The sequence below is a fragment of the Ancylobacter gelatini genome (assembly GCF_022601675.1).
GTDB lineage: Bacteria > Pseudomonadota > Alphaproteobacteria > Rhizobiales > Xanthobacteraceae > Ancylobacter > Ancylobacter gelatini.
The window spans coordinates 98,027-119,377 of record NZ_JAKVIL010000009.1 but is presented as its reverse complement, the minus strand read 5'-3'; the positions used below and the strand labels follow the sequence as shown (position 1 = coordinate 119,377).

The window sequence follows — 21,351 nt, the reverse complement described above, 5'->3', positions numbered from 1 at the left end:
TATCGGGGCTTCAAGGATGGGATATCAGGCGCAGAACGCGGCCATGCGCCCGGCTGGACAGGCCAGCGCCGGCGCCAGGCCGATGGGCCGGGACTAGGACACGAAGTCACGCGCCGGGTCAACCTTGGTAGGCCGGTCCCGAACCTCAGGAGACATTCGAGGCGCGCACCTCGAAGGGGGGCGCCGAGCGCACCGTGTTGCGGCCGGCTTCCTTAGCGGCATAGAGCGCCTTGTCGGCGGCCTGGTGCAGGTCGGCGCTGGTGAAATTCGGCCCCGGCCGCCCGGCGGCGCAGCCTATGGAGATGGTGACGACGCCGTTCTGGCCGCCGCTATGGGGAATGGCGAGCTGCTCCACCGCCAGGCGCAGCCGCTGGGCTACTTCCTGAGCGGGTCCGATGTCGGCGCCCGGCATGATCACCGCGAACTCCTCGCCCCCGATCCGCGCGATGACGTCGGTGCCGCGAATGGTCGACATCATGGCCTGCGCCACCCGGCGGATGCACTCGTCGCCCTTGCCGTGGCCGTAGCGGTCGTTGAACAGCTTGAAGCGGTCGATGTCGATCATCAGCATGGCGAGGTTCGGCGACGTGCTCCATTGCAGGGCCAGCACTGAATCGAAGCTGCGCCGGTTGGCAATGCCGGTCAGCGGATCGAGGCTCGCCAGCGAATTGAGACGGCGATTGGCGCTGCGCAGCGCGGTTTCTCGGCGGGTCAGCTCGTCCGCCATTGCCTCGAAGGCGACGACGAGCGGCTGCAACTCGGTGATCAGCGTGCCATCCTGTTCGCGCTGGTCGTCCTCGCCGCGGCCGAAGCGGGCGAGGCGGGCCGCGAGCGTCAGCACCGGGGCGACGATGAGACGCTCGCCGGCGATCCAGAGGCCCAGGAAAATGATGAAGCTCGCCGCCAGCAGTGTGGTCGCGGCGCGCCAGGTGGCGCTCTCGACCTGAGCGGTCAAGGCATTCCTGTCGAGCCCGACAAGGAGATGCATGTTGCTGGAGGGCAGGCGCAGAAAGCCATAGATCCGGCTCACGCCGTCCACGCCGTCGGCGATGACCGTGCCGCGGGTACGGCTGAGGGCGCGGGACACGAATTCGGTCGAGCGCAGATTTTTGCCGACGAGGCCCGGCGAATCCGGCTGTGCCTGGATCACCACGCCCTCGGGGTCGACCATGATGATTTCAGCGTTCGGACTGATGCGCCCGATCGCCGAGCGCGGGAACATGTCATTCAGCGACAACCGCGCGACGAGAATGCTGGTGACGTTGCCGCCTTCGGCGATCACCGGCTGCGAGGCGTAGATAGAGGGGGCCGCCGTGGCGTAGCTGCGGGTGACCGTCGTCAGCGAGGGCAGGCCCTTCATGCCGATGAGATAATGTTCGCGCGACGACACGTCGAGTCCGATGCCGACCTCCTGCGAAGAGCAGGTGACCACGCCGTCGAGGTCGACGATGGACAGCGATTCCACCAGGGAGGAGGCGTCCACCACATGGTGGAGCATGCTGCAATTCTGGGCAGCTGTCAGGTGCGGGGCTTCGGCGGCCAGCGTCACCAGGATGGAGCGGACCCCGGTGAGCACCTTCTCGTAATGGCCGGCGCCCTGCTCGGCGAGGTCGAGGACCTCCCGCTCCTTGGCTTCGAGATTGGTGGCATGGAGGCTGATGATGCCGATGACGCGCTCGGCGATCAGTACCGTCATCGCCACGATGGCGAGCGCCACCAGGCGGGTTCGCAGGCTGACCACGCGCCGGGGAAACCGCCCTCGTGCGAAGGCGAATCCTTGAGCTGGTCGCTGTTCCGGCTTGGAGAGGGGCGCTCCGCCAGCGTCCCGATCTTCGGTCACGTCGTGTTGTTGCCCGCAGGATAGGAAATCGCCCAAGGCCGACGTTAACAATGCCGCGTGCTTGCCGCAAGGAAACTTCGCACCGGGATATTCCGCCGGCTATTGACAAGCCGGGCGCCGGTTCCCAAGCGTTCGCGCTGGGCCGGAACGGGGAGTGTGGGCAGATGGGCGTGGCGGATCGTCTCGAGGAAGTGCGCGCGCGGATCGCCCAGGCCTGCCGCGATGCCGGGCGCGCCCCCGATGCCGTGGAGCTGATCGCGGTCTCCAAGACCTTCGAGGCCGAGCACATCGTGCCGGTGCTGGAGGCCGGCCAGCGCCTGTTCGGCGAAAACCGCGTCCAGGAGGCGAAGGCAAAATGGCCGGGCCTGCGCGAGCGCTTCGCCGGCGTCGAGCTTCATCTGATCGGCCCGCTCCAGACCAACAAGGTGCGCGAGGCGCTGGCCCTGTTCGACGTGATCCACACCGTCGACCGGCCCTCGCTGGCGAGCGCGCTGGCGAAGGAGATCGCCCGGATGCCGGAAAAGCCGGCGCCGCGCCTGCTGGTGCAGATCAACACCGGCGAGGAGCCGCAGAAGGCCGGCATCGCGCCGCTGGAGGCCGACGATTTCCTGCGCGACTGCCGCGAGGTGCATGGGCTCGCCGTCGAGGGGCTGATGTGTATTCCGCCCGCCGACGAGCCGGCGGCACCGCATTTCGCGCTGCTGGCCAAGATCGCCGCGCGCCACGGACTGACGACGCTCTCCATGGGCATGAGCGGGGATTACGAAACCGCGATCGCGCTTGGCGCCACGCATGTGCGCGTCGGCAGCGCGATCTTCGGCCACCGCTAGCGCTCAGCCGACGCGGATCACCGAGCGCGGCGAGAGGCGGGCGAGGACGCGGCGGAAATCGCCGGGCCGGAACGCAATGCAGCCGGCGGTGGGCTCGAAGCCGGGGCGCGCCAGATGCAGGAACACCGCCGAGCCGCCGCGTGCCTTGCGCGGGCGCCTGTTGTGATCGAGCACGACGACCAGATCGTACAGCCCGTCCGCGCGCCACATCTCCTCATGGGAAGCCCGCATCGGCAGCCGGGTCGGGCGGTTATAGGCCGGGCTCAGGGGATCATCGCACCAGCCATCCGCGCGCCGGGTCTGCCGCGCCGGCAGGCCGGTGGCGGGACGGGTGCCGCGGTCGGCGCGCCAACGCAGCTCCACCGGATGCCAGCGCCCGGCCGGCGTGGCGCCATCGCCCTCGCGCTTGTCGTGCCGGATGCCGGAGCGGCCGAGCGCCACGGGAATCATCCGTCCATCGAGCAGCAAAAAGCCGCGCGTGGGCGCTCCCGGACGGGGTGCCACTTTCAGCAGCCGGGGCCGCCAGGTGGCTTTTGTTGCTTTTTCCTCACGAAAGACCTTCTTCTTCACGCGATTTCCGTTCACGATCACGTCAGGGGTGACACGGTGCCGGCCTGGCGCGGCTTGCCCTTGATGCGCAGACTGCCCTACTTCCGGAGACAAGACGGAAATCGACCCCATGTCACCTGCCATTCTGCCGAAGGGCGGCGGGCGCGCCGGGTGGTCGGACAGCGTATTGGGAAGCGTAGATGGCGAATGCTCAACGGGTTTTGGTGGTCGACGACGACAACGAACTGCGCGAGGCGCTGGTCGAGCAGCTGGCGCTGTATGACGAGTTCGAGGTCGTTTCGGCCGATACGGCGCAGGCTGCGATCGGCGAGGTCGAGGCCAGCCGTATCGATCTCGTGCTGATGGATGTCGGCCTGCCCGACCGCGACGGACGCGAGGCGGTGCGCCAGATGCGGCAGAACGGCTTCAAGGCGCCGGTGATCATGCTCACCGGCCACGACACCGACAGCGACGCCATCATGGGGCTGGAAGCGGGCGCCAACGACTATGTGGCGAAGCCGTTCCGCTTCGCGGTGCTGCTGGCGCGGATCCGGGCACAGATGCGCTCGCACGAGGCGAGCGAGGACGCGGTTTTCACCATCGGGCCATACACCTTCCGCCCCGGCGCGAAAATGTTGGTGACAGAACGCAACTCGAAGATCCGGCTTACCGAAAAGGAAACCGCAATACTAAGGTACCTTTATCGCGCTGGAAAGAAGCCGGTTGCCCGGGAAATCCTGCTTCAGGAGGTGTGGGGTTACAATTCCGGCGTGACGACGCACACGCTGGAAACGCACATTTACCGGCTGCGCCAGAAGATCGAGAAGGACCCCTCGCATCCAAACCTTCTTGCCACGGAGGCGGGCGGGTACAAATTGCTGCCATGAGCGCGCCGGGCTGATTCGGCGCGCCGCCTGCCGGAGTGTTGGCTCGCCCGATGCCGATCGACGACGACATAGCGCTGCTGGAGCGCGTGCCGATGCTGCAGCTTCTCGGACGCGAGGGGCTGCGGGCGATCGCGATCAGTGCCGACAGTCGCAGCCTTGCCGAGGGCGAGGTGCTGTTCCGCGAGGGTCAGTTTGCCGAATCCGCCTTTGTCGTCACCGCGGGCTCCTTTTCGGTGAGTCGCGACGAACCCGGCCATAGCCGGCGCGGCGCGCGGCAGGTGGCGGGGCCGGGCGTGCTGCTCGGCGATATCGCACTGATCACCGAGACCAAGCGCGGCACCACCGCGATCGCGCTGGAAACATCCACCGTGCTGCGCATTTCGCGCGTCATCTTCATGCGCACGGTGGAAAGCTACCCCGAGGCCGCCGCCCGGCTCGCCGCCGCGCTGCGCGATCAGGTCTCGAACATGCTCGGCGAGCTCGACATGGTGCGCCTGCACCTGGAAGCGATCGAGCCGCCGGCCCGCCCCTCGGCGCGACGCTGACCCCGCCGTGATCCCGATCGCCCCACGGGTGTTTCTCGACGAGGACGAGATCGTCGAAACCTTCGTGCGCGCCTCAGGGCCCGGCGGGCAGAACGTCAACAAGGTCTCGACCGCGGTGCAGCTGCGCTTCGACGTGCGGGGATCGAAGACGCTACCGGATTGGGTGAAGGAGAAGCTGGAGCGCCTTGCCGGACGGCGGCTGACCAATGAGGGCGTGATCGTCATCGTCGCCCAGCGCTACCGCACCCAGGAGCGCAACCGCGAGGACGCCCTCGCCCGTCTGGTCGAGCTGGTGCGGCAGGCGTCCGTGGTGGAGGTGACGCGCCGCCCGACCCGCCCGACGCTCGGCTCGCAGAAGCGCCGCCTGGAGACCAAGGCGCGCCGTTCCGGCATCAAGGCGGGGCGGCAGGGCAAGCCGGTGCGCGACGAGGATTGACGCCCGTCGCTCACCCCTTGCGGGTCAGCAGGAACACCGCCTGCTCGCCGAGCAGGTTCCACACCCACCACGGCATCTTGAAGCGCACCGGATGGCCGGAGGCGTCGAGCGCGGCGGCGCTTTCGATGCGGGCGCCGACCTCGTCCACCAGCGCCACGAAATCGCGGATGGTGCAGAAATGGATGTTCGGCGTGTCGTGCCAGCTATAGGGCAAATTGTCGGTCGACGGCATGCGCCCGTTCAGCAGCAGGTCCATGCGCATGCGCCAGAAGCCGAAATTCGGGAAGGAGATGATGGCGCGCCGGCCCACGCGCAGCATCTGCTCCAGCACCCATTTCGGCCGCCGCGTCGCCTGGATGGTCTGCGACAGGATCACATAGTCGAACGAATCGTCCGGGTAGTCGGCGAGGTCGATGTCGGCGTCGCCCTGGATGATGGCGAGCCCGCGCGCCACGCCCGCATTCACGCCCTCACGCGACAATTCGATGCCGCGCGCGTCGCAGCCGCGCGTGGTGGCGAGCAGTTCCAGCAGCTCGCCGTCGCCGGAGCCGACATCGAGCACGCGCGAGCCCGGCGTCACCATCTGCGCGATCAGCAGCAGGTCGACGCGGGTTCCCGAGGCGGCGCGCGCGGCCTCGCGCATGGTGAGGTCGTGAGCGAGCTTCTCGCGGGGGGACATCATGCGACACCCGTGGCGCGCGCGGCGGAATCGAGGAAGCCGCGGGTGATGGCGAACAATTCCGGCTCTTCCAGCAGGAAGGCGTCGTGCCCCTTGTCGCTCTCGACCTCGGCGAAGGAGACCGGGGCGCCGGCGGCGTTGAGCGCATGAACCACCGCGCGCGAATCCGCCGTCGGGAACAGCCAGTCCGAGGTGAAGGAGACGAGGCAGAACCGCGTCTTCGTGCCCTTGAAGGCATTGGCCAGCACGCCGCCATAATCGGCCGCGAGGTCGAAATAATCCATGGCGCGGGTCACGTAGAGATAGGAGTTGGCGTCGAACCGCCCGACAAAGGCCTCACCCTGGTAGCGCAGATAGCTCTCCACCTGGAAATCGGCGTCGAACGAGAAGGTGTGGCCGTCGCGGTCCTGCAGCCGGCGCCCGAACTTCCGGTGCAGCGAGGAATCCGACATATAAGTGATGTGCGCGGCCATGCGCGCGACCGACAGGCCGCGGCGCGGGCTGGTGCCCTCATTGAGATAGCGCCCGCCGCGCCAGTCCGGATCGGCCATGATCGCCTGCCTGCCGACCTCGTGATAGGCGATGTTCTGGGCGGAATGGCGCGCCCCGGTGGCGATCGGCATTGCGGCAAACACGCGCTCGGGATAGCTCGCCGCCCATTGCAGCACCTGCATGCCGCCCATGGAGCCGCCGACCACGGCGAGCAGGCGCTCGATGCCGAGATGGTCGATCAGCATGGACTGCGCGCGCACCATGTCGCGGATGGTCAATACCGGCAGGTCGAGCCCGTAGGGCTGGCCGGTGAGCGGATTGAGCGAAGACGGGCCGGTAGTGCCCATGCAGCCGCCCAGCACGTTGGAGGCGATGACGAAGAAGCGCTCGGTGTCGATCGGTTTGCCCGGCCCGACCATGGTCTCCCACCAGCCTGGCTTGCCGGTGACCGGGTTGATATTGGCCGCGTGCTGGTCGCCGGTCAGGGCATGGCACAGCAGCACCGCGTTGGAGCGCGCGGCGTTCAGCGTGCCATAGGTCTGGTAGGCGATCTGGAAGGGGCTGAGATCGGTGCCGGCGTCGAGCGTCAGCGGCCGGTCCGCGCCGAAGGTCACCACGGCGGAATGGGGATGGTCCGCCTCCGCACGCGCCACGGTGATCGCGGCATCGGGACGGGAATCGGAAAGCTCGGGAACCGGATTACTCATGGGCCTGTCTGCCGTGCCAATCGTCCTACCGGACAAATAGTTCGATATAACGGACGATCCGATGATCCCACGGCGCCTGCTTGTCAATATGGAGCGCTTTATAATGGGGACGCAGATTTCATTTTGCGAGAGCCGCGCGCGGGTCTAGGACAACCGCCCATGGAGAAGACTGACGATATGCCGGCGGCCTCCCCCGCTGACTCCTTGAGCGGGCTGCGCGCCGAGATCGACCGTATCGACGCGCACATGCATGCGCTGCTGATCGAGCGCGGCGAGATCATCGACCGGCTGGTCGAGGTCAAGCGCTCGCGGGGAGCGGAGAGCGGCTCGGCCTTCCGCCCGGCGCGCGAGGCTTCCATGATGCGGATGATCGTCGACCGCCATCGCGGTATCCTCCCCGTCGATACGGTGGAAGGCATCTGGCGCGTCATCATCTCGACCTTCACCTATGTGCAGGCGCCCTATGCGGTGCATGCCGACCTCTCCTCCGGCGAGGCGCCGATGCGCGACACGACGCGCTTCCATTTCGGCTTCACCGTGCCGCTGGCCACCCATATGGGCGCGGCGGGCGTGGTGGCGTCGGTGGCGAGTTCCAAGGGCGATCTCGGCCTGGTGCCGGCCTTCTCCCCGCCCGGCGGTCATGCCTGGTGGACCGCGCTGGAAGGCGAGAGCGCGCCCAAGATCATCGCCCGCCTCCCCTTCGTCGAGCGCGCGGACCATCCCGCCGGCCTGCCGGTGTTCTGCATCGCCCATCCGGTGACCGAAGGCGCGGCGGCGGAGGTCGAGACCTGGAGCGTACGCGTCGCCGGCTGGAACGCCCATGCCGCCCGCGCCATCGCCCCGCTGGCGGACGTCATCGCGGTGCCAGATCGCGGGCTCGACGGCGCGGCGCTGCTGGTGTCGATCCCGCTTCAGCCGCCCGGCGGGCTGGAAGCCGTGCTCGGCGCCTTGCGCGCGTCCGGCGCCTCGGTGCGTTCGGCGGCCCTCGTCGGCAGCCACGCCAGCCGCTATACCCATTCGCCGCAGGGTTGAACCCACCCCGCCGCGCCTGCCCTTTCCCCATCTGGAGCCGTTTGATGTCCTCCGCCATGTCCTCCGCCGCATCCGTCCCGTCCCGTCCCGTCCCGCGTCCGGGCGTGCTGGCGATCGAGGCTTATGTGCCGGGCAAGGCGCATGCCGGCGGCGCGGCCAAGGTCTACAAGCTCTCCGCCAATGAGAACCCGCTCGGCCCGAGCCCGAAGGCGGTCGCGGCGTTCCACGGTGCCGACGCACTGGAATTCTATCCCGACGGCAGCGCGACCAAGCTGCGCGAGGCGATCGGCAAGACCTATGGCCTCGATCCCGCCCGCCTCGTCTGCGGCACCGGCTCGGACGAGCTGATCACGCTGCTGGCTCTGGCCTTTGCCGGTCCCGGGGATGAGGTGCTGTATTCGCAATACGGCTTCCTGGTCTACCGCATCGCCACGCTGGCCGCAGGCGCGACCCCGGTGATCGCCCCCGAGCGCGACTATCACAGCGACGTCGACGCCCTGCTGGCGGCGGTGACGCCGGCGACGCGCGTGGTGTTCCTCGCCAACCCGAACAACCCCACCGGCACCTATCTGCCCTTCGACGAGATCAAGCGGCTCCAGCAGGGCCTGCCGCCCAACGTGCTGCTGGCGCTCGACGCCGCCTATGCCGAATATGTGCGCCGCAACGATTACGAGGCCGGCATCGAGCTGGTGGCGACCTGCCAGAACGTCGTCATGCTGCGCACCTTCTCGAAGATCCATGGGCTCGCCGCGCTGCGCGTGGGCTGGATGTACGGGCCGGCCGAGGTGATCGACGCGGTGAACCGCGTGCGCGGCGCCTTCAACGTGTCCGCCGCCGGCATCGCCGCCGCGACCGCCGCGATCGAGGACGCCGCCCATGTCGAGGCGGCGGTGGCGCATAATGAGCGCTGGGGTTCGTGGCTCACCACCGAGCTGATCGCGCTGGGCCTCAAGGTGACGCCGAGCGTCGCCAATTTCCTGCTGGTGCATTTCCCGCTGGAGCCGGGCAAGACCTCGAAGGAGGCCGACGCCTTCCTGATGGAACGTGGGCTGATCCTGCGCCGGGTGGATTCCTACGGCATCCCGACCGCGCTGCGCCTGACCATTGGCACGGAAGAGGCCAACCACGCGCTGGTCGCGGCGCTGCGTGACTTCATGGGTGGTTCCCATGGTACTTGATCCGCCGCTGCCGCGCCCGCTGGTCGGCCGGCTGGTCGTCATCGGCATCGGGCTGATCGGCTCCTCGATCCTGCGCGCGGTGCAGGCCCGCGCGCTGGCGGGGGCCGCCGTCGCCTATGACGCGAGCGAGCCGGTGCGGGCCCGCGTCGCCGAGCTGGGCGTTGCCGACGAGGTCGCCGTCACCCCCGCCGAGGCGGTGACGGGGGCCGATCTGGTCATATTGTGCGTGCCGGTCGGCGCCATGGCCGCGGTCGCGCAGGCGATCGCCCCGCATCTGAAGCCGGGCGCCATTGTCTCCGATGTCGGCTCGGTGAAGGGCGCGGTGCTGAAGGCACTCTCCGCCCATCTGCCGGAAAACGTGCACATCGTGCCGGCGCATCCGGTCGCGGGCACCGAATATTCCGGCCCCGATGCCGGCTTCGCCACGCTGTTCCAGAACCGCTGGAGCATCGTCACCCCGCCGGACGGCGCGGATGAGGTCGCGGTGGCGGCGGTAAGCGCGTTCTGGCAGGCCATGGGTGCCAATGTCGAGACCATGAGCGCCGAGCACCATGATCTGGTGCTCGCCATCACCTCGCATGTGCCGCATCTGATCGCCTACAACATCGTTGGCACGGCGGCGGACCTCGAAGAGGTCACCCAATCCGAGGTCATCAAATATTCCGCTGGCGGCTTCCGCGACTTCACCCGCATCGCGGCGTCCGACCCGACCATGTGGCGCGACGTCTTCCTCAACAATCGCGAGGCGGTGATCGAGGTGCTCGGCCGCTTCACCGAGGATCTGATCGCGCTGCAGCGGGCGATCCGCTGGAATGAGGGCGACACGCTGTTCGACCTGTTCACCCGTACCCGCGCCATCCGCCGCTCGATCATCGAGATCGGTCAGGAAACCGCTGCGCCTGACTTCGGCCGCGAGCGCAAATAGGGGCGTCGACCTCAATGGTTGGCGTGCCCTCCCCGTGAGGAAGAGGGCACGCATGCCTCACCCGCCATTCGCCGCATAGACCCGGAGCCGGTGGCCGTCGGGATCGAGCGCGACGAAGGAGCGGCCGAAGTCGAGGTCGGTGGGCGGCAGCGCGATCGGCACGCCCTTGGCGGCCCAGCACTCATAGGCGGCATCGACCGCTGCCCGGTCCTCGACCGCGAAGCCGATCTCGTTGCCGCCGGCGCGCAGATGCGGCGTCGGCTTCACCCCGTCGCGCCGCCACAGGCCGAGCTGAACACCGGGCGCCAGCGGGAAGGACACGAAATCCGGGCCGGATTCGATCGGGTCACGCTCCAGCACATTGCCGTAGAACCGGGTGCTGGCGCGGGTATCGCTCACATAGAGCAGAATTTTGCTGGCGTGCTGCATGAAGAGGTCCCCTTGAAGAGGGGAACATATCGCGCCATGCTGCCAGAAACTGTCAGCAGTCAACGGTGCCTTATTCCTGACCGTGGTCCGGCATGTCGTGCTTCACGAGCTTCCATTGCCGGATGAGCTCCGGCCGCCGCGTCGGGTAGCGGAGCGGGGCCATCTCGGCGCTGGCAATGCGGTCGGTGCGGAAGCTGCGGAACGCGCCGCGCAGCTCGCACCAGCCGATCAGCAGCCGCACCTGATCGAAGAAGGCGAGGGCGAAGGGCCAGATCACGCGCTCGCTCGGCGTCCCGGCGGCGTCGCAATAGGTGAGCTGCAATTTGTGCTCGGTGCGGATCGCCTTGCGCAGCAGCGCGGCGTCGATGATGTCGGCCGGAATGTCAGGTCCGGGAACGATGAACAGCGAATTGGCGTCCATCTCTTCGCGCAGATCGGCCGGCAGCACCGCGCCGATGCGCGCCAGCGCCGAGCGGGCGGCTTCCGCCAGCGGGCCGTCGCCGCGCCCCGCTACCCAGCGCGAGCCGAGCACCAGCGCCTCGATCTCTTCCGGGGTGAACATCAGCGGCGGCAGCAGGAAGCCGGGGCGCAGCACATAGCCGACGCCCGGCTCGCCCTCGATGGTCGCGCCCTGCGCCTGCAGGCTGGCAATGTCGCGATACAGCGTGCGCAGGCTCACCCCGATCTCGGACGCGAGCACGCGCCCGCTCACCGGATGGCGGTGGCGGCGCAGCACCTGCACCAGGTCGAAAAGCCGTTCGGAACGCGACATGGCGCGAGGATAGCACGGCTACTGACGGAAACTGGCAGCGGAAAAGCCATGTTCGGGTGCGATAGCGACCGTTCCCGCCACAGGAGACACGCCATGACATTTTCCGCCCGTTCTGCGGCCCTCGCCCTGCCGCTCGTCGTCAGCGCCGCGCTGGCGGTGCCGGCCTTCGCGGTGCCGGCCGAGGCGAAAACCGAGGTGACGCAGGCGCTGGTCGGCCGGGTCTGGGTCGAGGAGAAGCCCGGCAACGGCCTGCCGGGCGTGATGCGCATCTTCCTCGCCGACGGCACGCTGGTCATGGATTCGTGCTGGGAGACCTACACGCTGCGCAAATGGCAGCGCACCGGGCCGGACAGCCTCGCCTGGGACGAGGAAGGCGCGCGGCTGACCGCGAAGGTCGCGATGCCGGCAAAGGATGTGCTGGTGCTGAAGGTGAAGGCCGGGCGCGACACGCTGGAGCAGCGCTATGTCGCCGCCACCGCGCCCTATCTGTGCCCGGATATGAAGCGTTGAGCGCGGCACCGGCGAGCTTCGAGGCCGGCCGGCGCCCTCGCATGACGCAGGGATGCGGAAGATCGTCATCCCGGCCCGGCCGCCTCGGCCGTCCGGGATGACGCGTTTCAGCGTTGGGCGATGTCACCCCGTGGTCGGCATCACGAACTGGGCGCCCTCGCGGATGCCGGTCGGCCAGCGGGCGGTGGTGGTCTTCATCTTGGTGTAGAAGCCGACGCCCTCCATGCCGTAGACGTTGCGGTCGCCGAACACCGAGCGCTTCCAGCCGCCGAAGGAGTGGAACGCCACCGGCACCGGGATCGGCACGTTGATGCCGATCATGCCGGCCTTGGCGTCGCGGTCGAAGGCGCGGGCGGCGTCGCCGTCGCGGGTGAAGATGGCGGCGCCATTGCCGTATTCATGGTCGTTGACCAGCTTGAGCGCGTCGTCATAGCGGTCGACGCGCACCACCGAGAGCACCGGGCCGAAGATCTCTTCCTTGTAGATCTTCATGTCCGGGGTGACGTTGTCGAACAGGCAGCCACCGAGAAAATAGCCGTTCTCGTAGCCCTGCAGCTTGAGGCCGCGCCCGTCCACCACCAGCTCGGCGCCCGCCGCCACGCCGTCATCGACATAGGCCGAGACCTTGGCGAGGTGCTCCTTTGTCACCAGCGGGCCCATCTCGCTGTCCTTGTCGAGGCCGGGGCCGACCTTGAGCGAGCGCACCTTGGGAACGAGCTTCTCCATCAGCGCGTCGCCGACGCCGCCCACCGCCACGGCGACCGAGACCGCCATGCAGCGCTCGCCGGCCGAGCCGTAGCCCGCGCCCATCAGCGCATCGACCGTCTTGTCGAGATCGGCGTCCGGCATCACCACGAGGTGGTTCTTGGCGCCGCACAGCGCCTGGGCGCGCTTGCCGTTCGCGCAGGCGGTCCGGTAGACATATTCGCCGATCGCGGTGGAGCCGACGAAGCTCACCGCCGCCACATCCTTGTGGGACAGCAGCGCGTCGACCGCCACCTTGTCGCCCTGCACCACGTTGAACACGCCGGCCGGCAGCCCGGCCTCGGCCAGCAACTCGGCGAGCATCAGCGAGGGGGTCGGGTCCTTCTCGGAGGGCTTGAGCACGAAGGCGTTGCCGCAGGCCAGCGCCACCGGGAACATCCACATCGGCACCATAACCGGGAAGTTGAACGGGGTGATGCCGGCGACCACGCCTAGAGGATGGCGGGCCGAGAATACGTCGACGCCGCGCGCCACCTGCTCGGTGAAGTCGCCGCGCATGAGATGGGGAATGCCGCAGGCGAACTCCACCACCTCGATGCCGCGCATCACCTCGCCCTTGGCATCCTCGAAGGTCTTGCCGTGTTCCTTGGTGATCGCGGTCGCCAGCGCGTCGATGTCGCGCTCCAGCAGGCTCTTGAACTTGAACATGATGCGGGCGCGGGTGAGCGTCGGCGTGTCGGCCCAGGCCGGGAACGCCCTGGCCGCAGCGGTCACGGCCTCGTCCACCGTCGCCCCGGTGGCCAGCAGCACCTCGCCCGACTGCGCGCCGGTCGAGGGATCGAACACCGGCGACGAACGCCCGGCGGTGCTGAGGGCGGTGGTAACGATCTTGCCGTCGATGTAGTGCCCGATGACCGCCATGCGCTGCTCCCGCTTGCCTGAAGGCGTGATTGTGTGACGCTGTTGTGCGTTGTGAAACTTCCCACTTCAACGGCCAGTTTCACCCATCCGTTGTGCAGCCATGCCGGAACTGCTATCGGCCGGGAATGGATTGGGATCATCTGCGCATCTTCCTCGCGGTGGCGCGGGCCGGCCAGATGCTGGCGGCGGCGCGCCAGCTCGGGCTGGATCACGCCACGGTCGGCCGCCGGCTTGCCGCGCTGGAGGCCGGGCTGGGGAGCAAGCTCATCGAGCGCCGCACCACCGGCAGCGCATTGACCCCTGCCGGCGAGCGGCTGCTGCTCCATGCCGAGCGGGTGGAGACCGAGATGCTGCAGGCGCAGTCCGCGCTCGGCAATGTCGACCTCGCGCTGGCCGGCACGGTGCGGATCGGCGCGCCGGACGGCTTCGGCACCTATTTTCTCGCGCCCCGCCTCGGCGCGCTGGCGGAGGCGAATCCCGGCCTCACCATCCAGCTCGCCCCGCTGCCCCGCAGCTTCTCCCTGCCCAAGCGCGAGGTGGACATCGCGGTCACGCTCCAGCGCCCCTCCGAGGGCCGGCTGATCGCGAGAAAGCTCACCGATTACAGTCTGGGGGTCTATGCCAGCGGCGATTATCTGGCCCGCACCGGGCCGGTGGAGAGCCTCGCGAGCCTGAAGGACAGGCTGCTGGTCACCTATGTGTCCGATCTCGTCTATTCACCGGCGCTGGATTATTTCGAGGCGTTCCGCGAGGTCGAAGCGCGCCGGCTGGAGTGTGCCAGCGTGGTCGGGCAGATGGAGGCGGTGCGCGCGGGAGCCGGCATCGGCATCCTGCACGACTATGCCGCGCGCGGACATGACGAACTGGTGCGGCTGCTCCCGGAACTGAGCTTCCGCCGCGCCTACTGGCTGGTCACCCATGCCGATATTCACGACCTCCGGCGTATCCGCGAGGTCGAGAACTTCATCGTGGAGGCGGTGCGCGCGGCGCGCGGCCGGTTCGTCAGTGCCGAAGACGGCGGGCCATAGGCTGGCGTCAGCCGAACCGATACTCCGTCACCTGCCGGTAGGTCTCGCCCGGCCGCAGCCAGGGCGAGGGGAAGCCCGGCTGGTTCACCGCATCGGGAAAGTTCTGCGCCTCGAAGCAGATGCCGGCGTGTGGCCCGTGGGTCAGCCCGCCGAGGCCATGCGCGGTGGTGACGAGATATTGCCCGTCATACATCTGCAGTCCCGGCTCGGTGGTCCAGACTTCCATGGTGCGCCCGGTGACGCTGCTGCGCGCGCGGGCGGCGAAGCGCGGCTCGGCGCCGCCCGCCGTGCCGTCGAGCACGAAGTTCATGTCGTAGGCGGCCGGGTCGGCATCGAGCCGGCGGGGGCGGCGGAAATCGAAGGCCGTGCCCGCGACCGGGGCGATCTCGCCGGTCGGAATCTTCAGCTCATCCACCGGCGTGTAGCTCGCGGCGGCGATCTCGACCTCCAGCTCGCGCACCGAGGTCTCGGGGTCGAGCGTGAAATAGGAATGGTGCGCCAGATTCACCGGCGTCGGCGCGTCGGTGGTCGCCTCCATCACCACGCGCAGCGTGCCGGGGGCGATCAGCGAATAGGTGCAGCTTGCGGCAAGCGTGCCGGGATAGCCTTCCTCGCCGTCGCCGGAGCGATAGGTGAGGGTGACGCTGGCGGCGTCGAGCGCGCCGATTTCCCAGGCCCGGCGCGAGAAACCGCGCCAGCCGCCGTGAAGATGGGTGACGCCGCGCTCGTTGAGGCCGAGCTGGTGCTCCTGTCCGTCGAGGCTGAAATGACCGGCGCGAATCCGGTTGGCGACGCGCCCGCAGGTGGCGCCGACCGAAGACAGGTTGGCGAGATAGGAATCGAGGTCGTCATAGCCGAGCACGACCCGGCGCAGCGTTCCGCCGGCATCCGGCACCTCAAGGTCGCGCAGCACCGCGCCGAATGTGAGCACCCGCGCCCGCGCCCCGGACGGGCCGGCCAGGGCGATGTCGTTGATCGGCACGCCGTCGGCTTCGCCGACCTGCCGCGCTTCTCCGGGAGCGGGTGATCCGGCCGCCAGGGAGAGGATTTCGTTCATCGCGTGCCTTTCCCCATATGGCCGCCCGCCATATCGCGCATGGCCGTATCGCCCGTACCCGTATCGCCAGCGTCCACGTCGCCGTGCCGGGTCTCGCCCGCGCGTTGCCGGTCGAGGAAATCGAGCAGCGAATCGCAGGCTCCGAGAATATGGTCGCGGGTGAGCCTTGCCGCCAGCGCGGCGTCGCGCGCGATGCACGCGTCCAGAATGCCCTGATGCTCGCGCCGGGCCCGATCCATGCCGGCGGTGAGCACCAGCTGGGCGCGCAGATAGCGGTCCACCCGGTCGAGCGCGGTCGAGATGGTCTGGAGATAATAGGGCCGGCCGGCTTCTTCATAGAGCGCGTAATGAAAGCTGCGGTTGAGGTCGCCCCAGCGCGCGCCGTCGGTCTCGGTCGCGAAAGCGCGGGCGAAGCGCCGCGCCTTCTCCAGCGCGTCGTCGGTCATGCGGGCCACCGAATAGCGCAGGATCTCCGGTTCCAGCAGCGCGCGGAACTCGAAGATTTCGCGGATTTCGTCGATGGAAAGCCGGGCGACCACGGCGCCACGGTAGCGCTGGGTCGAAACCAGACCCTGTTCTTCAAGCCGGGTGAGGGCCTCGCGCACCGGGATGCGGCTGACATTGAACATGCGGGCGATGTGGTCCTGACGGAGCGCCTCGCCCTCTTTCACGTCGCCCTGGGCAATGGCCTCGCGCAGCGCCTCGAAGATCACTTCGGACGCGGAGGCCATCTGGCCGATATCGGTTGCCTTGAGCTTCATGCTTTCCCCTTCCGCCTCGCCTGCCCGTAGAACAGAACGCGGCGATACGGATTCTTGCCCGCTCGCGAAGGAATCCGCAACGGATTGGCAAAAAGGATATTGCAAATTGGATCCAAAAAATAGATGCTCTCGTCAACCGCGGGCTGCCCTGATCTGAGATGCGGGCCGGCCGATCAACCGACAGGAGCTGCTGCCATGTGGTCTGGTGTCCTTCCCGCCGTCACCGCCAAGTTCACCGAGGACGACCGGCTCGACTTCAAGGAAATGGAGCGCTGCTTCGCGCTGCAGATCGCGGCCGGCGTCGACGGGCTGATCGTCAACGGCTCGCTCGGCGAGGGGCCGATGCTCTCCCATGACGAACGGCTCGACGTGCTCCATGTCGCGCAGTCCGTCGCCGGCGGCCGGCCGGTGCTGATGACCATTGCCGACGCTTCCACCCGCGACTGCGCGAGCCTCGCCGCCCGCGCCGCAAAGGCCGGCGCTTCCGGTCTGATGGTGGTGCCGAGCCTCGTCTACCACACCAACCCGAAGGAGACGGTGGCGACGCTTTCCGCGGTGGCCGCCCGCGCCGATCTTCCGGTGATGATCTATTCCAACCGCATCGCCTACCGGGTCGACGTGACGCTGGAGATCATGGAGCAGTTGGCGAAGGATGAGCGCTTCGTTGCGGTGAAGGAATCCTCCGACGACATCCGCCGCACCGTCGAGATCCAGAACCGCTTCGGCGACCGCTTCGACGTGTTCACCGGCGTCGACAATCTCGCCTTCGAGGCGCTGGCGCTCGGTGCCGTGGGCTGGGTCGCCGGCCTCGTCATCGCCTTCCCGGAGGAGACGGTCGCGATCTACCGGCTGATGAAGGCCAAGCGCTATGACGAGGCGCTGGCGATCTATCGCTGGTTCCGCCCGCTGCTCGACCTCGATGTCTCCACCTACTTGGTGCAGAACCTCAAAATGGTCGAGGCCATGGTGATCGGCACCAATGAGCGCGTGCGCGCCCCCCGCCTGCCGCTGGAAGGCGAGCAGCGCGCCAAGGTGGAGCAGATCGTCCGCGAGGCGCTGGCGACCCGCCCGCAGCTCGCCAAGGCCGCCTGACCGCATCGCTCTTCCCCCCCGCGCTCGAATCGGGTCAATCGCTCGATTCCCGCGCCGGGTCGCGGCGCGATGACGGGCGAAGGAGACAAGGCCGCATGAATGAGGACGTCGCCATTGTCGGGGCCGGCATTGTCGGCCTCGCGATTGCCCATCACCTGCAGAATGAAGGGCGGCGGGTGCGGCTGATCGAGCGCGGCGGGGTCGCGGAAGGCGCGAGCTTCGGCAATGCCGGCGCCTTCGCCTTTTCCGACATCATGCCGCTGGCCTCGCCCGGCATCCTGCGGCAGGCGCCGAAATGGCTGCTCGATCCGCTCGGCCCTCTGGCGATACCTCCCACCTACCTGCCGCGGATCCTGCCCTGGCTTGCGCGGTTCTGGCGCGCGAGCCAGATGGACCGTTTCCGCCAGTCCATCACCGTCCAGAGCGCGCTGATGCGCGTCGCTTCGCAGGCGATGGAACTGATGGTGCGCGATGCCGGCCTGTCGGCGAAGGTGCGGACCGACGGCAATCTCCAGCTTTATGAGAGCGAAGCCGAGCTTGCCGCCGCGCAGCCGGGCTGGGAGATTCGCGCGGCCGAGGGCATTCCGTTCCAGCATGTGCGCGGCGTGCGGCTCGCCGAGCTGCAGCCCGGCCTGTCGCCCCGCTTCATTGCCGGCACCTTTACGCCGCACTGGAAGACAGTCGACGATCCCTATCATTTCGCCCTCGCGCTGTTCGATCAGGTCATGGCGCGTGGCGCGGCCATCGAGCCCGGGGAGGTGGTGCGCATCGAGCCATCGGGCGCGACGGTGCGGCTGCATCTGGCGGACGGCGCCCATCTCACCGCCTCCCGTGCGGTGATCGCGGCCGGCGCTTGGTCGCGCCCACTGGCGCGGCAGCTCGGCGACGCCGTCCCGCTGGAGACCGAGCGTGGTTACAACACCACCCTGCCGCCGGGCGCCTTTGATCTGAGGCGCCAGCTCACCTTCGGCGGCCATGGCTTCGTGGTGACGCCGCTCTCCACCGGCATCCGCGTCGGCGGCGCGGTGGAGCTGGGCGGGCTGAAGCTCGCGCCGAACTACAAGCGCTCGGCCGCCATGCTGGCCAAGGCGGCCGCGTTCCTGCCGGGGCTGAACACCGAGGGCGGGCGGCAATGGATGGGCTTCCGCCCCTCGCTGCCGGATTCGCTTCCCGTCATCGGTCCGTCCAGCGCGTCGAGCCGGGTGCTCTATGCGTTCGGCCACGGCCATCTCGGCCTGACCCAGAGCGCGGCGACGGGACGGCTGATTGCCGATATCATTGCCGGGCGCACGCCGCCTTTCGACCTCTCCCCGCTACGGGCCAACCGCTTCTAGCCCCTCACGAGCACTCACCATGGCGCGACACAGCTTCTTCTGCATAGACGGCCACACCTGCGGCAACCCCGTGCGTCTCGTGGCCGGCGGCGGTCCGGTACTTCAGGGCGCGACCATGATCGAGAAGCGCGCGCATTTCCTCAAGGAGTTCGACTGGATCCGCACCGGCCTCATGTTCGAGCCGCGCGGCCACGACATGATGTCCGGCTCGATCCTCTATCCGCCGACGCGGCCGGACTGCGATGTCGCCATCCTGTTCATCGAGACGTCGGGCTGCCTGCCCATGTGCGGCCACGGCACCATCGGCACGGTGACCATGGCGATCGAGCACGGCCTCGTCACCCCGAAGACGCCGGGCGTGCTGATGCTCGACACGCCGGCCGGCGTGGTGAAGGCGGAATACCGGCAGGAGGGGCAATATGTGGAGGAGGTGCGCATCACCAATGTGCCCGGCTTCCTCTATGCGCAGGGCCTCACCGCGCAGTGCCCCGGCCTCGGCGAGGTGAGCGTCGATGTTGCTTATGGCGGGAATTTCTACGCCATCGTCGAGCCGCAGGACGCCTTCCGCGACATGGCGGATTTCACCGCCGGCGAGCTGATCGGCATGAGCGGCGCGCTGCGCAGGGCGCTGAACGAGAAATACGAGTTCGTGCACCCCGAAAAGCCGGAGATACGCGGCCTCTCGCACATCCTCTGGACCGGCGCGCCGGAGCACCCCGAGGCTCATGCCCGCAACGCGGTGTTCTATGGCGACAAGGCGATCGACCGCTCGCCCTGCGGCACCGGCACCTCCTCTCGGATGGCCCAGCTCGCGGCCTTGGGCAAGCTCAAGGTCGGCGACGAGTTCATCCATGAGAGCATCATCGGCTCGCTGTTCAAGGGCCGGGTCGAGGCGGCCGTGAAGGTGGGGGATCGCGACGCCATCATCCCCTCCATCGGCGGCTGGGCGCGCATGACCGGCTACAACACCATCTTCATCGACGACCGCGATCCGTTCGCGCATGGTTTCGTCGTCGTGTGAGGACCGACGTCGGCGGCGATAGATAGCCGGCTCATTCCCAGCGGGATGATGAGCGCCACGGCGCCCGTGAGGGAGGTTCCCATGCGTTCCACGAAAATCATCCACATCGTGGGCTGCCATGCCGAGGGTGAGGTCGGCGATGTCATCGTCGGCGGCGTCGCGCCCCCGCCCGGCGAAACCCTGTGGGCGCAGTCGCGCTTCATCGCCCGCGACCGGCGGCTGCGCGATTTCGTGCTGCAGGAGCCGCGCGGCGGGGTGTTCCGCCATGTGAACCTGCTGGTGCCGCCGAAGGACCCGCGCGCGGACGCCGCCTTCATCATCATGGAGCCGGAGGATACGCCGCCCATGTCCGGCTCCAATTCGATCTGCGTCGCCACCGTGCTGCTCGACAGCGGCATCGTGCCAATGACCGAGCCGGAAACCCGGCTGACGCTGGAGGCCCCGGGCGGGCTGGTCGAGGTCGTGGCGCAGTGCCGCAACGGCAAGGCGGAACGCATCCGCGTGGTCAACCATCCCTCCTTCGTCGATCGGCTGGGTGCTGCGCTGGAGGTGGAGGGGCTCGGCACGCTGACCATCGACATCGCCTATGGCGGCGACAGCTTCGTTATCGTCGACGCGCAGGCGCTCGGCTTCTCCATCCGTCCCGACGAGGCGAAGGACCTCGCCGAGACCGGCATGCGGATCGTGAAGGCGGCCAACCAGCAGCTCGGGTTCCGCCATCCGGTGAATGCCGACTGGAATCACATCTCGTTCTGCCAGTTCGCCGCGCCGCTGACCTATGAGGACGGCGTGGCGGTCGGTGCCAATGCGGTGGCGATCCGCCCCGGCAAGATCGACCGCTCGCCCACGGGCACCGGTTGTTCGGCGCGCCTCGCCGTGCTGCATGCGCGCGGCATGCTGAAGACCGGCGACGCCTATATCGGCCGCTCGATCATCGGCTCGCAATTCCACTGCCGGATCGAGGGCGAGACCCGGATCGGAGATAAGCCGGCTATTATTCCCTCGATCGAAGGCCGCGCCTGGATCACCGACACCCGCCAGCTCCTGCTCGACCCCGCCGATCCCTGGCCGGCGGGTTATCGCCTCGCCGACACCTGGCCGTTGTGGCGGGAGGGGTGATCCCGGCCTCCGCGAACGGTGTCACACCATGCGGTGGTGCGCGCATTTGCCGTGATCGGCGAGGATGTCGATCACCCGGCACTCGCCGACATGCCCGTGCGAACAACCCTCAACCATGCGCTCCAGCTCGGCGCGCAGCGCGGAGAGGCTGGCAATGCGCCGCTCCACCTCGATCAGCCGCTCGCGGGCGATGGCGTCGGCGGCGGCGCAGGACTGGTCCGGGGTTTCCTGCAGCGCCAGCAGGGTGCGGATCGCATCCACCTCGAAACCCAGCTCGCGGGCGTGGCGGATGAAGCTGAGCCGGTCGAGATCGGCCCGGCCATAGGAGCGCCGCCCGCCCTCGGTGCGCGGCGGAGGCGGCAGCAGGCCGATCTCCTCATAATAGCGGATGGTCGGCACCTTGACGCCGCTCGCATTGGCGGCGTCGCCGATGGTGAATTGCGCGTCCGGCATTTCGCCCTTGCTCCTCTAGTCGCTAGAGGAAGTAGGCTCGGCCCCGACA

At 68.3% G+C, this 21,351-nt stretch carries 23 protein-coding genes; 13 read left to right on the top strand and 10 right to left on the bottom strand.

Annotated features, from left to right (window positions below; translation table 11 throughout):
- Window positions 1-145 precede the first annotated feature (145 nt).
- The gene (locus MKI84_RS15940; protein WP_241621150.1) at window positions 146-1,741 is read right to left on the bottom strand and encodes a sensor domain-containing diguanylate cyclase; all 1,596 of its coding nucleotides are present in this window, start codon (window positions 1,739-1,741) and stop codon (window positions 146-148) included.
- Between the two features lie 263 nt (window positions 1,742-2,004).
- Between MKI84_RS15940 and MKI84_RS15935 the strand changes: the two genes are divergently transcribed.
- Window positions 2,005-2,670, top strand: coding sequence for a YggS family pyridoxal phosphate-dependent enzyme (locus MKI84_RS15935; protein WP_241621148.1), 666 nt, complete (start codon window positions 2,005-2,007; stop codon window positions 2,668-2,670).
- A 3-nt stretch (window positions 2,671-2,673) separates the two neighbouring features.
- Here MKI84_RS15935 and MKI84_RS15930 read toward each other — a convergent pair whose 3' ends face one another.
- A complete protein-coding gene (locus MKI84_RS15930; RefSeq protein WP_241621145.1) occupies window positions 2,674-3,240 on the bottom strand; it encodes a L,D-transpeptidase family protein in 567 nt (188 codons plus the stop codon).
- Between the two features lie 179 nt (window positions 3,241-3,419).
- Between MKI84_RS15930 and MKI84_RS15925 the strand changes: the two genes are divergently transcribed.
- Genes MKI84_RS15925 through arfB form a run of 3 tightly spaced genes read left to right on the top strand, consistent with a single transcriptional unit; the run spans window position 3,420 to window position 5,087 of the window.
- Window positions 3,420-4,106: a response regulator transcription factor gene (locus tag MKI84_RS15925; RefSeq protein WP_241621142.1), complete on the top strand. Its 687-nt coding sequence runs from the start codon at window positions 3,420-3,422 to the stop codon at window positions 4,104-4,106.
- Window positions 4,107-4,156: 50 nt separating this feature from the next.
- On the top strand, window positions 4,157-4,651 hold the full coding sequence (locus tag MKI84_RS15920) for a cyclic nucleotide-binding domain-containing protein (protein WP_241621140.1): 495 nt from the start codon (window positions 4,157-4,159) through the stop codon (window positions 4,649-4,651).
- Window positions 4,652-4,658: 7 nt separating this feature from the next.
- A complete protein-coding gene (arfB, locus tag MKI84_RS15915; RefSeq protein ID WP_241621139.1) occupies window positions 4,659-5,087 on the top strand; it encodes an alternative ribosome rescue aminoacyl-tRNA hydrolase ArfB in 429 nt (142 codons plus the stop codon).
- Between the two features lie 10 nt (window positions 5,088-5,097).
- On the opposite strand, the gene metW is transcribed toward arfB, so the two are convergent.
- Window positions 5,098-5,730 carry a methionine biosynthesis protein MetW gene (gene metW, locus MKI84_RS15910; protein ID WP_425353854.1) on the bottom strand — a complete coding sequence of 211 codons (633 nt, stop codon included), beginning with the start codon at window positions 5,728-5,730 and terminating at the stop codon, window positions 5,098-5,100.
- A gap of 35 nt (window positions 5,731-5,765) precedes the next feature.
- On the bottom strand, window positions 5,766-6,965 hold the full coding sequence (metX, locus tag MKI84_RS15905; RefSeq protein WP_241621137.1) for a homoserine O-acetyltransferase MetX: 1,200 nt from the start codon (window positions 6,963-6,965) through the stop codon (window positions 5,766-5,768).
- A gap of 159 nt (window positions 6,966-7,124) precedes the next feature.
- Here metX and MKI84_RS15900 point away from each other — a divergent pair, with 159 nt between their 5' ends.
- From MKI84_RS15900 to MKI84_RS15890, 3 genes are read left to right on the top strand one after another with little or no spacing between them, the layout of a single operon-like run.
- The gene (locus MKI84_RS15900) at window positions 7,125-7,997 is read left to right on the top strand and encodes a chorismate mutase (RefSeq protein WP_241621135.1); all 873 of its coding nucleotides are present in this window, start codon (window positions 7,125-7,127) and stop codon (window positions 7,995-7,997) included.
- A 56-nt stretch (window positions 7,998-8,053) separates the two neighbouring features.
- Entirely contained in the window at window positions 8,054-9,175 is a 1,122-nt protein-coding gene (gene hisC, locus MKI84_RS15895) for a histidinol-phosphate transaminase (RefSeq protein WP_241621267.1), read from the top strand.
- Window positions 9,165-10,100, top strand: a complete 936-nt coding sequence (locus tag MKI84_RS15890) for a prephenate/arogenate dehydrogenase family protein (protein WP_241621133.1) — start codon at window positions 9,165-9,167, stop codon at window positions 10,098-10,100. Before hisC ends, MKI84_RS15890 begins: the two co-directional genes overlap by 11 nt.
- Before the next feature lie 57 nt (window positions 10,101-10,157).
- On the opposite strand, the gene MKI84_RS15885 is transcribed toward MKI84_RS15890, so the two are convergent.
- Window positions 10,158-10,529 (bottom strand): VOC family protein, encoded by a 372-nt coding sequence (locus tag MKI84_RS15885; RefSeq protein WP_241621131.1) that lies wholly within the window; start codon window positions 10,527-10,529, stop codon window positions 10,158-10,160.
- A 70-nt stretch (window positions 10,530-10,599) separates the two neighbouring features.
- Window positions 10,600-11,301: a helix-turn-helix transcriptional regulator gene (locus MKI84_RS15880; RefSeq protein WP_241621130.1), complete on the bottom strand. Its 702-nt coding sequence runs from the start codon at window positions 11,299-11,301 to the stop codon at window positions 10,600-10,602.
- A gap of 93 nt (window positions 11,302-11,394) precedes the next feature.
- Here MKI84_RS15880 and MKI84_RS15875 point away from each other — a divergent pair, with 93 nt between their 5' ends.
- On the top strand, window positions 11,395-11,811 hold the full coding sequence (locus tag MKI84_RS15875) for a hypothetical protein (protein WP_241621128.1): 417 nt from the start codon (window positions 11,395-11,397) through the stop codon (window positions 11,809-11,811).
- Window positions 11,812-11,934: 123 nt separating this feature from the next.
- Here MKI84_RS15875 and MKI84_RS15870 read toward each other — a convergent pair whose 3' ends face one another.
- Window positions 11,935-13,437: a CoA-acylating methylmalonate-semialdehyde dehydrogenase gene (locus tag MKI84_RS15870; RefSeq protein WP_241621127.1), complete on the bottom strand. Its 1,503-nt coding sequence runs from the start codon at window positions 13,435-13,437 to the stop codon at window positions 11,935-11,937.
- A gap of 125 nt (window positions 13,438-13,562) precedes the next feature.
- Here MKI84_RS15870 and MKI84_RS15865 point away from each other — a divergent pair, with 125 nt between their 5' ends.
- The gene (locus MKI84_RS15865) at window positions 13,563-14,465 is read left to right on the top strand and encodes a LysR family transcriptional regulator (RefSeq protein ID WP_241621125.1); all 903 of its coding nucleotides are present in this window, start codon (window positions 13,563-13,565) and stop codon (window positions 14,463-14,465) included.
- Window positions 14,466-14,472: 7 nt separating this feature from the next.
- Here MKI84_RS15865 and MKI84_RS15860 read toward each other — a convergent pair whose 3' ends face one another.
- Both MKI84_RS15860 and MKI84_RS15855 read right to left on the bottom strand, forming a co-directional pair.
- Window positions 14,473-15,522, bottom strand: a complete 1,050-nt coding sequence (locus MKI84_RS15860) for an aldose epimerase family protein (RefSeq protein WP_241621123.1) — start codon at window positions 15,520-15,522, stop codon at window positions 14,473-14,475.
- Entirely contained in the window at window positions 15,519-16,283 is a 765-nt protein-coding gene (locus MKI84_RS15855) for a GntR family transcriptional regulator (protein ID WP_241621121.1), read from the bottom strand. Before MKI84_RS15855 ends, MKI84_RS15860 begins: the two co-directional genes overlap by 4 nt.
- A gap of 195 nt (window positions 16,284-16,478) precedes the next feature.
- Between MKI84_RS15855 and MKI84_RS15850 the strand changes: the two genes are divergently transcribed.
- From MKI84_RS15850 to MKI84_RS15835, 4 genes are all read left to right on the top strand, one after another.
- Entirely contained in the window at window positions 16,479-17,375 is an 897-nt protein-coding gene (locus MKI84_RS15850) for a dihydrodipicolinate synthase family protein (RefSeq protein ID WP_241621120.1), read from the top strand.
- A 95-nt stretch (window positions 17,376-17,470) separates the two neighbouring features.
- On the top strand, window positions 17,471-18,709 hold the full coding sequence (locus MKI84_RS15845) for an NAD(P)/FAD-dependent oxidoreductase (protein ID WP_241621118.1): 1,239 nt from the start codon (window positions 17,471-17,473) through the stop codon (window positions 18,707-18,709).
- Between the two features lie 19 nt (window positions 18,710-18,728).
- Window positions 18,729-19,730, top strand: coding sequence for a 4-hydroxyproline epimerase (locus MKI84_RS15840; RefSeq protein WP_241621117.1), 1,002 nt, complete (start codon window positions 18,729-18,731; stop codon window positions 19,728-19,730).
- 81 nt (window positions 19,731-19,811) lie between these two features.
- Window positions 19,812-20,849, top strand: coding sequence for a trans-3-hydroxy-L-proline dehydratase (locus MKI84_RS15835; RefSeq protein WP_241621116.1), 1,038 nt, complete (start codon window positions 19,812-19,814; stop codon window positions 20,847-20,849).
- 21 nt (window positions 20,850-20,870) lie between these two features.
- Here the strand turns inward: MKI84_RS15835 and MKI84_RS15830 are convergent, their stop codons facing one another.
- On the bottom strand, window positions 20,871-21,302 hold the full coding sequence (locus MKI84_RS15830) for a MerR family transcriptional regulator (protein WP_241621113.1): 432 nt from the start codon (window positions 21,300-21,302) through the stop codon (window positions 20,871-20,873).
- Window positions 21,303-21,351 lie beyond the last annotated feature (49 nt).